The organism is Sphingomonas tabacisoli, from assembly GCF_042678385.1.
Taxonomy (GTDB): Bacteria; Pseudomonadota; Alphaproteobacteria; order Sphingomonadales; family Sphingomonadaceae; genus Sphingomonas_B; species Sphingomonas_B tabacisoli.
Window position 1 is genome coordinate 1313680 of record NZ_JBHUDY010000001.1, and the last position, 15047, is coordinate 1328726.

Below are 15047 nucleotides of genomic sequence, written 5' to 3' on the forward strand. Positions count from 1 at the left end.
CGCCACGGAGTGTGATCGATGAACGTCCAGACCGGAAAGATCGAACCAGGCGCGGCCCGCTGCCCCGCCATCAGCACCCAGGCGATCATCGCGCGCGACAACGTCGCGGCGCCCAAGTGGGTGCGCTCGGAATCGTACGCCTATCTCGGCAGCGACGACATTTCGACCAACCGCTACGTCGATCCCGCCTTCCAGCGCGAGGAGTTCGCCCGGCTGTGGACCCGCACCTGGCAGTTCGCCTGCCGCGAGGAGCACATCCCCGAAGATGGCGATTACATCGTCTACGACCTCGGACCGTACAGCTTCATCATCACGCGTGTCGCCGCCGGCGGCGACATCCGTGCCTATTACAACGCCTGTCTCCACCGCGGCACCAAGCTGCGGGCCTCGGGCAGCGAAGGCTGCGCGCACGAGTTCAAGTGCAGCTTCCACGGCTGGAGCTGGAATGTCGACGGCACGCTCAAAAGCGTGACTTGCCCATGGGACTTTCCACATGTCACCGCGGACAAGTTCTTGCTCCCCGAAGCCCGGGTGGAGATGCTCGGCGGCTTCGTCTGGATCAACATGGACCCGACTGCGCCGACGCTGTGCGAATATCTGGGAGCGGAAGCGGTCGCCCATATCGAGGCATGGAAGCTCGAGGACCGCTACGTCCACCTACACGTGCAGAAGAGCTTTCCCGCAAACTGGAAGCTCACCGTCGAGGCCTTCATGGAGGCTTACCACGTCATCGTCACTCATCCGCAGGTGGCACCGTCCAATGCCGACGCCAACTCGCAGTATGATGTCTATGGCGAACACGTGAACCGCTTCATCTCGCCCTTGGGGGTGTGCAGCCCGCACCTCGACGGGCAGTACAGCGAGCAGGACATCCTCGACCAGTTCACCGTTGGCGACGGCACGATGCTGAGCGCGGACCGACCCCAGGTGGGGGAAGGTACCGCGCGCCAGGCGATGGCAGACATGTTTCGCACGGTGTTCGAGCAGGCCACCAACAGCGACCTTTCGGCGACTTCCGACAGCGAGATCCTCGACTGCTTTTCCTACACCGTGTTTCCCAACTGCTACCTCTTCCCCGGCATCTCGCTGCCGATGGTCTACCGGTTCCGTCCCGATCCCCGCGATCATCGCCGCTGCATCTACGAGGTGCTGTTCCTGCGCCCCGTACCCAAGGACGGCGAGCGGCCGTTCCCGGCGCCCGTAACCGTGCTCGACGATGCGCAGTCGTTCGCCGAGGCGGAGGGGATGGACCCCGGTTTCGGCAAGATTCTCGACCAGGACACCGACAACCTGTTCCTCCAGCAGGAGGGGCTCGAAGCCAGCGCCAAGCGCGGGCTGACGCTCGGCGACTATCAGGAAATCCGAATTCGGCACTTCGAGCACGCGGTCGACCGCTACATGGCGATGCAGCCGCTTGAGCGGAGGTCTGCGGTCAACCGTTGATCTGCGCATGAGTGCCTTTGCCGGCATCCGCATCGTCGAGCTCGCCCACCGGGTGGCGGGCGAATACGCGAGCAAGCTGTTTGCCGATCTCGGGGCGGAGGTTATCAAGGCCGAGCCGCCGGGAGGATCGCAGACACGCGCGTTGAGCCCATTCGTGTCCGGCACCAGCGTGCCGTTCCTCTACCTCAATACCAACAAGAAGTCGGTGGCCATCGACCTCGACAACTCGGCCGACCGGTCGGTGCTCGCCTCGCTGATCGCTGGCGCCGATGTCGTGCTCCACGATCACGATGAGGCTTGGGAACAGCGTCACGGGCTCGACCCCGAGACGCTGGCGGCGCGTCATCCTGCGCTAATTCATTGCGCCGTCATGCCGTTCGGCCGCGGAGCGCCAGCGAACCTGCAGCAGGCGCGGCCGCTCAACGTCATGCACGCCAGCGGCTGGGGTTATCACACTCCGAGCGAGGCCGATCCGGTCCGGCCGCCTCTCAAGGGCGCGGGGCGCTTCCTCACGGATTACGAGGCGGGGCTCGAAGCCGCGCTGGCGATCGCGGCCGCGCTGATAGCCCGGGAACGGCGTGGGGAAGGGCGAACGATCTCGGTCTCGGATGTCGAGGCGTTGATCTCGCGCAGCGATTGCGTGCTCGGCAGGATGCTCGCCAGCGAGCAGGAGCCGGGTCCCGAGCGCACCCGCTTCGACATGGGCGGACCGGGTGCGGTTTTCGCGTCGGCCGACGGCCATGTCTTTCTGCTGATGACCACCGGCCAGCACTGGTCAGGGATGCGCAAACTGATGGGCGAGCCCGCCTGGGCCGATGCGTTTCCTTCGGATTGGCTCGAGTTCCAGTGCACCCGCGAGCGGGTCGAGACTTTCCGGCAGCATTTTCGCGCTTGGGTTTCCACGCGCGCGAAGGCCGAAGTTTCTGAGCAGGCACAGCGGCTAAAAGTCCCGCTGGTGCCTGTCAATTCGGCGCCAGATCTCCACGCCGATCCGCAATACGCCTTTCGCCGCTATTTCCGTGAGCTTGAGGGCTTGCTCTATCCGACGGTGGCATATCGGATGAGCGCGACCCCGGCGTGCCTCACCGCCCCAGCCCCGAAACTCGGCGCGGATCAAGCCCTCCCGGCTACAGCAGGCAATACGGTCCCGAGAGGGCTTGCGCCAAACGCGATCGGAGTTGCGCAACCGCGACCGGAATCAGCGCCGGTGAGCCAGCTCCGCCAGCGCGGCGGGCCCTTGGCCGGAGTGCGGGTTCTCGCGCTCACCAAAGTCTGGGCCGGCCCTTACGCTGGCAAACTTCTGGCCCTCCTCGGCGCCGAGGTCATCAAGGTCGAAAGCCTCGCCAACCTCGACGAGATGCGCGCCTATGGCGGCGAAAGCATCGATAGCGCGCCCTACTTCCTGAGCATCAACCAGGAAGTCCTCAGCGTTCGCGTGAACACGAAATCGAAGGAGGGGTTGCGCCAGCTGCGGAGGATGGTCGCCCAGTCGGACATCGTCCTCGACAACCTTCGACCCGGGGCGATGGAGCGCGCCGGATTGACCTATGACTTGTTGCGGAAAATCCGGCCCGACATCATCCAGGTCTCGATCAAGATGTATGGCAGCGAAGGTCCGCTCGCGCACCAGACTGGCTATGCGCCGAGCTTCGCCGCGCTTGGCGGGCTGACCTCGCTGGTCGGCTATGAGGGAGAGACACCGACAGGCATGAACATCCGCTACGGCGACTCCACGGTAGGCGCGACCGCGGCCTTCGCGGCGCTGGCCGCCCTGCGTCACCGCGATCGCACGGGCGAGGGCCAATTCGTCGATGTTTCGGCGGTCGAGGCGATTTCGACGATGGCTGGCGATAGCTTGTTCGCCCATTGCGCTACCGGCATCACCCCGAAATGCGACGGAAATGCTCACCCGGAGATGGCGCCCCACGGATGCTATCCCTGCGCCAATGGCGAATGGATCAGTATTGCGGTCGCCGACGATGTTGAGTGGCGGGCGTTATGCCTGGTGCTGGGCATCGATGCCGATTTGTATGCGGCCGCGGGCCAGCGGCTCGCCCAGCGCGTGCCGGTCGACAGGGCCGTCGCCGAGCGAACTCGAACGCATGACGCCGCCGACCTGGCCACGGCTTTGCGCACCGTCGGCGTGCCGGCCTTTCGTAGCCAGAGTTCGCTCGACCTGATCGGCGATGGCCGGTTGTGGTCCAGCGAATTCTTTCGCTTTGTCGACGATCGGCACGGCGGCCAGCGGCCAGTCATGGGCACAGGCTGGCGGATGACGCCAGGCGAGGCGGCGGTTGAACGCGGCGCTCCGGCGCTCGGCGAGCACGACGCCTACATCTATCGCGAACTCCTTGGCATGTCGGCGAAAGAGTACGACAGGCTCGTTGCCGAACAAGCGATCTACTGAGTTCATGCCACCGAGGGTCAACCCCGCGATGCCCGTCTGAGACAATTCGTTTCCGGAAGGCACAAGACGGCCAGTAGCAAATGTCTGGAAAGCGCGAGTCCGTTGTCCTGCGTGGGCGCGTCGCGTCCAAGGTGCAACCTTTGGCCGGATGTGCTATCGTCGGCCTTCGCAGGGTGCACGGAGAGGTACTAGAAGCTCATGCCGGTACTGGCGTTCGACATGAACACGGCGAACCATGAGACCCGCCGCTTCGAGTTCCGTGGCAAGAACAAGACCGACTATTACGATGGAGACCTGATCGCACTGTCGGCGCAGGAAGTCGACATGCGGATCGACAAGAGCCTTCTCGGCGAGTTCGCCATCTACAAACTGGTCTCTAAGACCCCGCTGGCCTTTCGGCGCTCGTGGACGCACATCCGCAAGGACAAGACCAACCTCACGGTGTTCTGGTTCATTCGCCGTGGACGCATGGCGATCACCGCCACGGGCCCACGTTATGCCATTCATCCGGGCGAAGCGGCGATCACCCGTTCGTCGCAAGCCTTCTACATGGAGCTATGGCCGGATGAGCGCGGCCCTCTTGAAGCGATGCACGTCGCTGTTCCGACGCACATCCTCTATCCCGCGCTAAACGAGCAGACCGAGATGGGCCGGCCTTTGCCCGCGACAAGAGGCGACCTTCACCTTGCCGAGCGCATTTTCGAGGTGCTGTTCGAGGAGGCCGACGAGGTCGATCCGGAAACCGCCGAGCAGTTGGTTGGAACTCTCGTGCGTGGACTGGGACGGGCGGTCGAGGCGATGTACGGCGGTTCCACGAACCGCCTCACGCTTGCGGAGAAACGCATCGCCGACATCGTGCAGTTCATCAGCAAGAATTTTTCGAACCTCGACCTCAACGCCAAGATGGTCGCCGACAGCTGCGGCATCTCGCTGCGTTACTTGTGCCACGTGCTGAAGAGGAACGACATGTCGTTCTCCGATCTTCTCTGGGACAAACGGATGGAGACGTCGAAGAGCTGGCTCGAGGACGAGAAGATGGCCCGGTACACGGTCAGCGAGATCGCCTATCTCGCCGGGTTCAAGAGCAGCGCTCACTTCAGCCGCAAATTCAAGTCGCGATATGGGCTGGCGCCGCGCGAATACCGCGACAGCGTCGCGCTTCGTCCATCAGCGTAAACCAGCTGCTCGAAAGCGCGCCTCCCCGTCATCGCCACGGTTGCTGCGGCGCCGGAGCGAGCCCCCAATAATCGACGAGAACGTCTATTATGTATGCAATTCGGTCCGGCCCGCGACAGTTTTGCTCGATGAGCGTTCGCACGACCGGGAAGGCCAAGCGCCCCTCCAGCCCTTCGAACGGTCTCCCGTCTACCCGCGGGCGGCCGAGCAAGGCCATGGTGGCGGCTATCGATCAACGCATCATCGCGGCGGCTTGGGAACTGTTTTGCGCGCGCGGTTACGACCAGACGACGATGGAGCTTGTCGCCGAACGCGCCGCCGTGAGCAAGTTGACGCTCTATGCGCGCCACTCGGACAAGCTGGCGCTGCTCTGCGCCGTCGTCACGGAGCGCATCGAACGGTGGAGCGCGGCTTCCGCACGAGAGGTGCCGCAGCCGGGGGAAACGATCGAAGAGCGGCTCCGGGTCTACGCGCGGCAGATGTTGCGATGGCGCGGCAATGACGAGGTCGCCGCGACCCGCCGGCTGGTCAACGGAACTTGGGGAGATGCCGCCCCGGCCGCCCAACAGTTGCGCGTGGCCATGCGCCAGACCATGGTCGAAACGATTGCCGCGGCAATCGACGATAGCGCGCTGAAGCTCTCCGCCGCCGGGGATCCCGTACAACTGGCGGTGGCCTTCCTCGGGCTGCTCGACGCGCAGCGGATCCTTGAACTGCCGGAAGTGCGGCATGTGCACGCAATCGGTCAGCGGCCCGTAGTAGGCTTCATCGCCGCCGTATTCGCAGTCGATCCCGAGGTTGGCGACGAACGCTTCGGCGTGCGGGAAGCGGGCGGCCTCGTCGAGCTGCGGGACGGGCTCGGCTTCGTAGCCGTCGACCTGCGCGCAATTGGTTCCGAAACTCGCTGCAGCGACGGGACGTCCGGCAACTCACCTACGCTGGTGGCTCACTCATGACACCTGCTTCAATGTGCGGGCGGCTCTGTGGATATTTCTGTCAGGCCTGCACACCACCCGCGACTATTGGAAGGCTGTCGGACTCTATCACAGCCCATCTGAGTGGCGGCAACAGCGCTACGTCGGTGGGGTGGTCACGAAGCTTCGCCGGCGATTCGGATCGAAGATCTTCGAAAAGACAGCCGGCCAGTAGAACGCTCGTGGCCAAGACGATTCTCCGCACTGGCGCCCGAAGCCGATTTTCCGCGACAGATCGCGGTCTTCCAGGGAGGAAGAGGGGAGGGTAAGGGTGAAGAGTTGCGGCTATTCGCCGTTCCGGATGTCCGAACTGGTGGGTGGAGGATCGGCTATAACTTTATTGGAATTGTGTGCCGCCTGCCATCGGCCCTCGTTTCCGGTCCTGGGGGTAGCGGTGGGGGTATCGTAAAATTAAGTGCGATTTTCTTCTTTATTTTTCATAGGTTAGGCAATGAAATCGGTTGGCTCCGGGGCCCACCACCCGCCTGGCTATCGCAGCTTCCAGGCCAGCCACAGCCAGCCGCCGATCATCAACGCACCGCCAATCGGCGTGATCGCGCCGAACCAGCGCGGTGCTCCCAAAGCAATCGCGTACAACGTGGCCGCAAACAGCGCCGCGCCGCCGAGCAGCGTCCAGAGCGGCCCCTGCGCCGCGCTCCGCACCAGCGCGAGCACCGCCACGGCGTGGACAAGTTGATAGAACCCGCCGGTCCGCAGCCACTCCGCTTCCTTGCCGCTGAACCGGTGTGCTCCGAACGCTCCCGCGGCAATCGCTATCGCCGCGGACAGCGCCGCCAGTCGCATCAACCAGATCATCAACCGCTCTCCGCCGGAATGGGCGCCACGTCGGTCGCTGCCGGTTCCGTGGTGGGCCGGATCATCAACTCGTCGCCCGCATGCAGGTCGCCCGTTTCCGATTGCGCCTCCAGGCGTCGGGTATCGAGGTCGCGATAATGCGCCTCGGCCTGGCGGATTTCTTCGTCACCAATGTCGAGGGCGGCCATCGCCAACCGTGCCATGCAAATGGCGGACTCGTAGACTTCGCGAATAGTGCCGGCGATCGGCGCGCCCGAAAGCCGCATGAGCTGCCGCCGGTCGAACGCGCGCACGAAGATCTGCGCCTGCGAGAAGGTCTGGGCGATGATCTCCATCTGCGCGCGGTCCAGCGTGTCGTCGTCGGTGCAGAACAGGATCAACTGCGCATCGGCGGCGCCCGCCTGGCGCAACAGATCGACGCGGGTGCCATCGCCGAAATAGACTTTGACGCCGAACTCCTCGCCGACATCGATCTGCGCGGCTTTTCGGTCGATGATCGTCACCGACAGGCCCTGCGCGGCAAGCATGAAGCCAACGGTCTGGCCGAAACGGCCCCAGCCGATCACGATCGCGCTCGCGCCGTCATGGCTGGGACCGTCGAGATCGGTCCGCAGCGCAGGCGGCGGTTCGCGGAATTTGCGGCTGAGTTGCATGAGGAAAGGCGTCGCCGCCATCGATAGCGTGACCACCGCGCCAAACAGGCTGGCGGCTTCGGGTGCGATGAGCAGGCCGTTCTGAGCCTGGGCAAACAGCACGAAGCCGAACTCGCCGCCTTGGCTCAGCAGCAGACCGAGGGCGAGCGCCGTTCGCCAGCCCTGATTGAACAGCAAGGCGAGTCCCATGACAATGCCGGTCTTGATCGCGACCAGCCCGGCCGCGATCGACAGGATCAGCAGCGGCCGATCGGCGATCGCTTGCAGATCGAGCTTCATGCCGACGGCAATGAAGAACAGGCCGAGCAGGATAGACCGGAATGGATCGACATCGGCTTCGAGCTCATGCCGATAGGGGGAGTCGGCGAGCATCACGCCGGCGATGAACGCCCCGAGGGCCGTCGACAGGCCAAGCTCCTGCATGATGGCCGAGCTTGCCAATACCGCGAACAGCCCTGCCGCAACGAACAGCTCCCGCTCGCCCAGGCCGCCGATCAGTCGGAACAGCGGGTTGAGAATGAAGCGGCCCGCCAGCACGAGCCCGACCACCGCGCCGACCGTGTAAGCGGCCAGCAGCCATCCTGGCGGGGCAATTTCTGCCGCAGGTGTTCGCGACAACGCGGAGACGATCGTGATGAGCGGCACGATCGAGAGGTCCTGAAACAGCAGAACCGCGAAAGCGCGCTGGCCGAACGGAGTACGGAGCCGTCCGGCCGACTCCAGCATCGGCAGCACCTGGGCAGTGGACGAAAGCGCTAATGGCAGGCCGATCGCGATCGCGGCGGCCGCCGAGAGAGGCGTTGCGGCGAAAACGAAGGCCGCGAGCGCGATGCCGCAGAGGGCGACCTGCAGCAGCCCGAGACCGAAGATGTCGTGCTTGAGCCGCCACAACCGGCCCGGGGACAGCTCGAGCCCGATCAGGAACAGCAGCAAGGCGATGCCGATCTCGGCAATGCCGAGCTTGCCTTCGGCGTCGCCGACCAACCGCAGTCCTTGCGGTCCGATGACAGCCCCGCTCACGAGATAGCCGAGCGTCGCGCCGAGGCCGAGGCGGCGGAAGATCAGCACGAGCACGAGCGCCGCGCCCAGCATGATGAACCCGTCGCGCAAAAGCGACACGGGTTCGCTGCCGTGCATCAGCCTTGCGCTCGCGCGGCAGCTTCGGCGGCGGCCTCGAACGGCAGACGGATCGCGGCGTGGCGGCCGGTATGCGGCAGCGCGCGCGCAAGCTGCTCAAGCCCCGGCCAATCGCCCGGATCGGCGCGCTCTCCCGCGAGCCAGGCGGTCAGCGCATCACGGGCCTCGGCGAGTTGCTCGGGCGAGCGACCGATCGCGTGGCTCGCCATGATATTTGCCGACGCCTGTCCCAGCGCGCAGGCCGAAACCTGAAGGCCGAGATCGGAAATCCGACCCTCTTCTATCCTGACATCGGCGATCACGCGGCTGCCGCAGACCGGCGAGCGTCGTTCGGAGGTGGCTTGTGGCTCGGCTAGGCGACCGAGATGCGGAATCGTCGCCGCCAGCCGCAGCAGGGCAGTATCGTAAAGCGGGGCGTTCATGGCGCGCCCGTCGCGTTGCCGACGCCGAGCGTGCCGGTCCGGCGGCGGTTCACATAATCGACCATCGCGCGGCTGGTCGCGTTCAGCAGCGAATAGCTCCGCGCGCCGCGCATCCAGTCCGGCCGGTTGGCGGGGCCGCCGCGCACCGTGTCGATCACCAGCGTCGCGAGCAGGAACAGCAGGCTGGCGGCGATCAGGCCTTTCACGAAGCCGAAGCCGAAGCCGAGCACGCGGTCGACGGGCCCCAGCACCGATTGCCGCGTCCGCTTGCCGAGTGCCGTCGCGAGCATCTTGCCGAGGAAAAACGTCACACCGAAGAGCAGGACCACCGCGGCGACGGCGGCGCCGGAGGACGTGCCGATCACGCCGCCCAGCAGGTTTACGGCAGGCGTGTAGAAGAACCGCACGGCCATCACCGCGAACATCCAGGCGAAGAGCGACAGCGCTTCCTGGACGAAGCCGCGGACGGCGCCGAACGCGGCGCCTCCGCCCAACAGCACCAACGCGACGATATCGAGGGCGGTCATGGCGCCGCGCTAGCCACGCCCGAGCAGATGGTCAACGAGCGCGCCGAGTCGGGCGAAGGCGGAGAGCTTCACGCCCGATCCATCCTTCATGCTGACTGGGACAAGTGCCCGCTCGAAACCCAGCTTGGCCGATTCTTTCAACCGCAATGGTCCGTGAGCCACAGGACGCACTTCCCCCGAGAGAGCAATTTCGCCGAAAGCGACGGCGTCGGAGGGGAGGGGGCGTTCGCTGAGGGCGGAGACCAGGGCGGCGGCGACGGCGAGGTCGGCGGCGGGGTCAGAGAGGCGGTAGCCGCCGGCGACGTTTAGATAGACTTCGGCTGTGGAGAAGCTGAGGCCGCAGCGTGCCTCCAACACGGCGAGGATCATCGCGAGGCGGCCGGCGTCCCAGCCGACCACGGCGCGGCGTGGCGTGGCGCCGCTGGCGAGGCGGACGACCAGGGCCTGGATCTCGACCAGCACCGGACGGGTGCCTTCCAGGGCCGGGAAGACGATCGCGCCGCTGACATTTTCATCGCGATGTGTGAGGAACAGGGCGGAAGGATTTGAAACTTCGTCCAAACCTTCTTCGCCCATCGCGAAGACGCCGATCTCGTCGGTGCCGCCGAAGCGGTTCTTGATGGCGCGCAGGATGCGGTATTGATGGCTGCGCTCGCCTTCGAAGGAGAGCACGGTGTCGACCATATGCTCGAGCACGCGGGGGCCGGCGATCGTGCCGTCCTTGGTGACGTGCCCGACCAGCACGACAGCCGTGCCGCGCTCCTTGGCAAAGCGGATCAGCTCGCCAGCCGAGGCGCGGACCTGGCTGACCGTGCCCGGTGCGCCTTCGATCAGGTCCGAATGCATGGTCTGGATCGAATCGATCACCAGCAGATCGGGCACAACGGTCTGGAGCGTGGTCAGGATGTCGCGCACCGACGTCGCTGCGGCGAGCTGGACCGGCGCGCGGCCAAGCCCCAGCCGCTGCGCGCGCAGGCGAACCTGATCGGCCGCTTCCTCGCCCGAGACATAGGCCACGGTTTTGCCTGCCGAGGCGAGCTTCGCTGTCGCCTGCAGCAACAGGGTGGATTTGCCGATGCCGGGATCGCCTCCGATCAGCGTGGCGGACCCGGCGACGAAGCCGCCGCCCAATGCCCGGTCCAGCTCGGCGATGCTGGTCGGCATGCGGGCGGGGAGGGCGACATCGGCGTTGAGGCCGACCAGATCGATCGCGCGCCCGCCCGACTGGAGGTTATGCCGCGCCTGGAACGGCGTAACGACCGCGCCCGCGTCCTCGATCAACGTGTTCCATTCCTGGCAATCGACGCATTGCCCCTGCCATTTCGGCGAGACGGAGCCGCAGGACTGGCAGACATAGCGCTTCTGGGGTTTGGCCATTTGCGGAGTGTAGGAACAAAGCGAGGCCAAAGCTAGGCGGACCGGACGGGTGGTTACTGGGACGGACGATCGGGTGGAAAAGCAGATGATCGTCCTTCGACCAATCGACGATCGGTTATTGCGATTCCGCAACAAATGATTGAGGAAAGCTTAACCTGCGGCGCTTAAAAGGGAATCGCTGCAATGAGGCTTGCGCGTGCGTAACCGAACCAAACATCAGTCGCGATGGACGCCTGAAGAGGATGCCGAGCTGCGCCGCCGGTGCGAGGCGGGCGAGTATCTGATCGACATGGCGAGGGTGATGGGCCGCTCGCAGGAAAGTCTGCGCACCCGCTGCAACGTGCTCGGCATTCCCTGTCGCTCGGCCCCGCGCCAATCCCGCCGGCAGATCGCCGCGGAATAATCAGTAGAGCGAGCCGAGCCGGCTCAGGCTTTCGGCGTGGGTCAGGTCGAGCTGGAGCGGCGTGACGGAGATATAGCCGTCGTTCACGGCCTCGATATCGGTGTCGTGACCCGGCGTGTGGACCATGGGCCGAAGCCCGAACCAGAAATAGTCATAGCCGCGCGGATCGGTGCGCTGGTCGATGCGGGCGCGTCCGTAGTCGTGGAAACCCTGGCGGACGACGCGGATTCCCTTCACTTCGGCGGCGGGAAGGGCGGGGAAGTTGACGTTGACCAAAGTGCGCGGGGCGAAGTCAGTATCGATCAGCGGCCGCAGCACGCGCTCGCCCCAGGCAGTGGCGGCGTCGAACGGCACCGTGTCGCCCATGCCTTCGCGAGCATAGACCTGGCTGAGCGCGATCGCGCGGACGCCTGCTAATGCGCCTTCCATCGCCGCGGACACGGTGCCGGAATAGGTGATGTCGTCGGCCAGGTTCGCGCCGCGGTTGACGCCCGAGAGCACGAGGTCGGGCTTCAGTTCGCGCATCAAATGGCCGGCCGCCATCATCACGCTGTCGGTGGGCGTGCCGGTGACGCAAAAGCGGCGCTCGCCGAGCTTGCGCAGCCGCACCGGACGCGAGAGCGTCAGCGAATGGCCGGCGCCGGACTGCTCCTCGGCGGGGGCCACGACCCAGAGATCGTCGGAGAATTTTGCGGCGATGCCTTCGAGGATCGAGAGCCCGGCCGCGTTGATGCCGTCGTCGTTGGTGAGAAGGATGCGCATCAGGCGGGCTCGATCGCGGCGAGGCCCGCCATATAGGGCACCAGCGCTTCGGGCACGCGGACCGATCCGTCCGGCTGCTGATAGTTCTCCAGCACAGCGACCAGCGTGCGGCCGACGGCAAGCGCCGAGCCGTTCAAGGTATGGACGAACTCCGGCTTGCCGCCTTCCCGGCGAAAGCGGGCGTTCATCCGCCGGGCCTGGAAGTCGCCGCAGTTCGAGCAGCTCGAAATCTCCCGGTAGCGCGCCTGACCCGGCAGCCACACTTCAAGGTCGAAGGTCTTTCTGGCGGCGAAGCCCATGTCGCCGGCGCACAGCAGCATGCGGCGATAGGGAAGGGCGAGCGCTTCGAGGATGGACTCCGCCGCGCGGGTCATCCGCTCATGTTCCTCGTCCGAGGCTTCGGGCGGCACGATCGAGACCAGTTCCACCTTCTCGAACTGGTGCTGGCGGATCAGGCCCTTGGTGTCGCGGCCGGCGGCCCCCGCCTCGGCGCGGAAGCATTGCGTGAGCGCGGTGAAGCGCAAGGGCAGCTCGCCCTCGTCCAGGATCTTCTCCCGCACCAGATTGGTCAGGCTGACTTCCGCGGTCGGGATCAGCCAGCGGCCGTCCGTGGTGTGGAAGGAATCCTCGGCGAACTTAGGCAGCTGCGTGGTGCCGAACATCGCGGCGTCGCGCACCAGCAGCGGCGGGATGACTTCGGTATAGCCCCATTCGCGGATGTTGCGGTCCAGCATGAACTGGCCGATCGCCCGGTGGAGGCGGGCGACGCCGCCTTTCAGCACGGCGAACCGGCTGCCGGCGATCGCGGCAGCGCTCTCGAAATCCAGCCCGAGCGGGCCGGCGAAATCGGGATGCTCGGGGAAATCGCCTTCCGGCGGATCGCCCCAGATGGTGAGCTGGACGTTGCCGGCTTCGTCAAGCCCGTCTGGCACATCCGGCGCGGGCAGGTTGGGGATGACGGCCAGGTTCGCTTCAAGCGCCGTATCGGCTTCGCGCGCGGCATCCTCCAGCGCGGGCATCCGGTCCTTCAGCTCGGACACTTCGGCCATAAGCGCCTGCGCTTCGGCCTCCCGCTTTTGCGCCTTGGCAGCGCCGATCGCCTTCGACGCTTCGTTGCGGCGGGCGAGGGCGGTCTGAAGCTCGGTCTGGGCGGCGCGACGGCGCTCGTCGAGCGCGGTCAGCGCTGCGGCCACCGGCTCCAGACCGCGGCGCGCGAGGGCGGCGTCGAACGCTGTCGGGTCGTCGCGGATCGGGCGGATGTCGTGCATGGGCGCGGGCTATGGCGAGCGTCGATGAGCCACGCAACCCCGGCGCGGCCGCCGCGTTCATCCGCCAAACGGACAAGGAGACCTTCCCATGCAGATCCCGCACGACAGCTATGTGCTGGTGGCCGACGGCCAGAAGATGCTGTTCTTCCGCAATCAGGGCGACGAGGTTTTCCCGAATCTGGAAGTGGTGAGCGCCGCCGAGCACCCCGACGCGGAGACGCGGGATCAAGGGACGGACGAGCCGGGCCGGTCTGCGGCCGGCGGTGCGGCGCGGGCATCGGGCATGGGCGTGAAAGCCGGGCGCAGCGCCTATTCGGAAACCGATTTCCACACGCTGGAGGAACAGCATTTCGCGGCGGACGCGGCGGAAATGCTGAAGAAGCGGGCGTTGGCGAACGAATTCGAAAAGCTGCTGATCGTGGCGCCGCCCTCCACGCTCGGGGACCTGCGCAAACACTATCACAAGGAGATCGAGCAGCGCCTGATCGGCGAGATTCCGAAGGACCTGACCAACCATCCGGTGAGCGAGATCGAGAAGATTATCTCGGAAAGCTGAAACCTTACGTCAACAAAGTTCCCGCAATTTGCGCCAAGCCGAGAGTGGATGCGATGAAATGAAAGTCGCTTCCGATTCCGCAGCTTGTGCGGAGTCTTGCGCCAGCGTATAGGCCGCTCCCGGGCAAAAGGGGCGTGGACCCGGCAGCATAGTTGGGCCGCGACCAGGTGGAGCGGAGACGATTATGGCGACGGCGTTGAGTAGCGTTGAAGGCGTGGGCAAACTGCCGATGCCGGTCAATGATGACGATTATCGGCCCAGTGCCGACGAACCGTTCATGAACGCGCGGCAGGTGGAATATTTTCGCCGCAAGCTGATCCAATGGAAAGAGGACATTCTGAAAGAGGCGCAGGGCACGCTTGCGCATCTGCAGACTGAGTCCTTGCGCGAACCGGACGTGACCGACCGGGCCTCCAGCGAGACCGACTGGTCGATCGAGCTCAGGACCCGCGACCGGCAGCGCAAGCTGATCGCCAAGATCGAGGCGGCGCTGCGCCGCATCGAGGAAGGCGAATACGGCTATTGCGAAGTGACCGGTGAGCCGATCTCGCTCGCGCGGCTGGAAGCGCGGCCGATCGCGACGATGACGGTCGAGGCGCAGGAGCGGCACGAGCGGAACGAAAAAGTTTCGCGCGACGAATAGCTTCTCCGGGCTTGTTTACGGGTTGTCGACCATTCCGGCGTACCACCGCCGGCATATGAAAACGTCGCACCCCACACCCGAAGAGTCGCAAAAGGCCGAGGCGCGGGAGCGCGCCTCCGAACGACGCAATTTCTTTCTGAGCGCAGCGCTCAGCTTCGATGGTCACAAGGCGGTGACTGCCCGCGTCCGCAACCTTTCGGGTGGCGGAATGATGGCGGAGCTAAGCGCCGACCCCGAGCCTGAAGTCGTCAGCGGCGAAAGGCTCACGGTCGAGCTCCGCAACATCGGCCGGGTCAAGGGTGAGGTCGCCTGGGTGCGCGGCCGGCGTTACGGGATCCGCTTCGATTACGAGATCGACCCGGAACTCGCGCGCAAGCCGGTCGGTGGCGGCGAGGGCACGCCCGACTTCGTGAAGCCGGTGCTCGTGCCCGACCGCTCGCTCAGATACGTCGAAGGACTGAAGGGCCGCTAAGGCCCGGATCA

The 15047-nt window shown here is 65.4% G+C and carries 14 protein-coding genes and 1 pseudogene; 8 read left to right on the plus strand and 7 right to left on the minus strand.

Annotated elements, in window-relative coordinates:
- Positions 1-18 precede the first annotated feature (18 nt).
- From ACFSCW_RS06850 to ACFSCW_RS06865, 4 genes and pseudogenes are all read left to right on the plus strand, one after another.
- Positions 19-1443, plus strand: coding sequence for an aromatic ring-hydroxylating oxygenase subunit alpha (locus tag ACFSCW_RS06850; protein ID WP_380888106.1), 1425 nt, complete (start codon positions 19-21; stop codon positions 1441-1443).
- A 7-nt stretch (positions 1444-1450) separates the two neighbouring features.
- Positions 1451-3850 (plus strand): CaiB/BaiF CoA transferase family protein, encoded by a 2400-nt coding sequence (locus ACFSCW_RS06855; RefSeq protein ID WP_380888107.1) that lies wholly within the window; start codon positions 1451-1453, stop codon positions 3848-3850.
- 219 nt (positions 3851-4069) lie between these two features.
- On the plus strand, positions 4070-5026 hold the full coding sequence (locus ACFSCW_RS06860; protein WP_380888108.1) for a helix-turn-helix transcriptional regulator: 957 nt from the start codon (positions 4070-4072) through the stop codon (positions 5024-5026).
- A 215-nt stretch (positions 5027-5241) separates the two neighbouring features.
- Positions 5242-5391, plus strand: a pseudogene (locus ACFSCW_RS06865) (helix-turn-helix domain-containing protein); the annotation flags it as partial.
- A 1098-nt stretch (positions 5392-6489) separates the two neighbouring features.
- Here ACFSCW_RS06865 and ACFSCW_RS06870 read toward each other — a convergent pair.
- The 5 genes from ACFSCW_RS06870 to radA are packed head-to-tail and all read right to left on the minus strand — an operon-like array spanning position 6490 to position 10932.
- The gene (locus tag ACFSCW_RS06870) at positions 6490-6816 is read right to left on the minus strand and encodes a DUF423 domain-containing protein (protein WP_380888109.1); all 327 of its coding nucleotides are present in this window, start codon (positions 6814-6816) and stop codon (positions 6490-6492) included.
- Entirely contained in the window at positions 6816-8606 is a 1791-nt protein-coding gene (locus ACFSCW_RS06875) for a cation:proton antiporter domain-containing protein (protein ID WP_380888110.1), read from the minus strand. The genes ACFSCW_RS06870 and ACFSCW_RS06875 overlap by 1 nt, the downstream gene beginning before the upstream one ends.
- A complete protein-coding gene (locus tag ACFSCW_RS06880; RefSeq protein WP_380888111.1) occupies positions 8606-9028 on the minus strand; it encodes an iron-sulfur cluster assembly scaffold protein in 423 nt (140 codons plus the stop codon). Before ACFSCW_RS06880 ends, ACFSCW_RS06875 begins: the two co-directional genes overlap by 1 nt.
- A complete protein-coding gene (locus ACFSCW_RS06885; RefSeq protein ID WP_380888112.1) occupies positions 9025-9555 on the minus strand; it encodes a CvpA family protein in 531 nt (176 codons plus the stop codon). The genes ACFSCW_RS06880 and ACFSCW_RS06885 overlap by 4 nt, the downstream gene beginning before the upstream one ends.
- Positions 9556-9564: 9 nt before the next feature.
- Positions 9565-10932, minus strand: a complete 1368-nt coding sequence (radA, locus tag ACFSCW_RS06890; protein WP_380888113.1) for a DNA repair protein RadA — start codon at positions 10930-10932, stop codon at positions 9565-9567.
- 196 nt (positions 10933-11128) lie between these two features.
- Here radA and ACFSCW_RS06895 point away from each other — a divergent pair, with 196 nt between their 5' ends.
- Positions 11129-11335: a hypothetical protein gene (locus ACFSCW_RS06895; protein WP_380888114.1), complete on the plus strand. Its 207-nt coding sequence runs from the start codon at positions 11129-11131 to the stop codon at positions 11333-11335.
- Here ACFSCW_RS06895 and surE read toward each other — a convergent pair whose 3' ends face one another.
- Positions 11336-12097 carry a 5'/3'-nucleotidase SurE gene (gene surE, locus ACFSCW_RS06900; RefSeq protein WP_380888115.1) on the minus strand — a complete coding sequence of 254 codons (762 nt, stop codon included), beginning with the start codon at positions 12095-12097 and terminating at the stop codon, positions 11336-11338.
- A complete protein-coding gene (serS, locus tag ACFSCW_RS06905; RefSeq protein WP_380888116.1) occupies positions 12097-13365 on the minus strand; it encodes a serine--tRNA ligase in 1269 nt (422 codons plus the stop codon). Before serS ends, surE begins: the two co-directional genes overlap by 1 nt.
- Before the next feature lie 88 nt (positions 13366-13453).
- Here serS and ACFSCW_RS06910 point away from each other — a divergent pair, with 88 nt between their 5' ends.
- The 3 genes from ACFSCW_RS06910 (at position 13454) to ACFSCW_RS06920 (ending at position 15036) form a co-directional block, all read left to right on the plus strand.
- The gene (locus ACFSCW_RS06910) at positions 13454-13921 is read left to right on the plus strand and encodes a host attachment family protein (RefSeq protein ID WP_380888117.1); all 468 of its coding nucleotides are present in this window, start codon (positions 13454-13456) and stop codon (positions 13919-13921) included.
- Positions 13922-14105: 184 nt separating this feature from the next.
- Positions 14106-14564: an RNA polymerase-binding protein DksA gene (gene dksA / locus ACFSCW_RS06915; RefSeq protein WP_380888118.1), complete on the plus strand. Its 459-nt coding sequence runs from the start codon at positions 14106-14108 to the stop codon at positions 14562-14564.
- A gap of 55 nt (positions 14565-14619) precedes the next feature.
- A complete protein-coding gene (locus tag ACFSCW_RS06920; protein ID WP_380888119.1) occupies positions 14620-15036 on the plus strand; it encodes a PilZ domain-containing protein in 417 nt (138 codons plus the stop codon).
- The last annotated feature ends 11 nt before the right edge of the window (positions 15037-15047 follow it).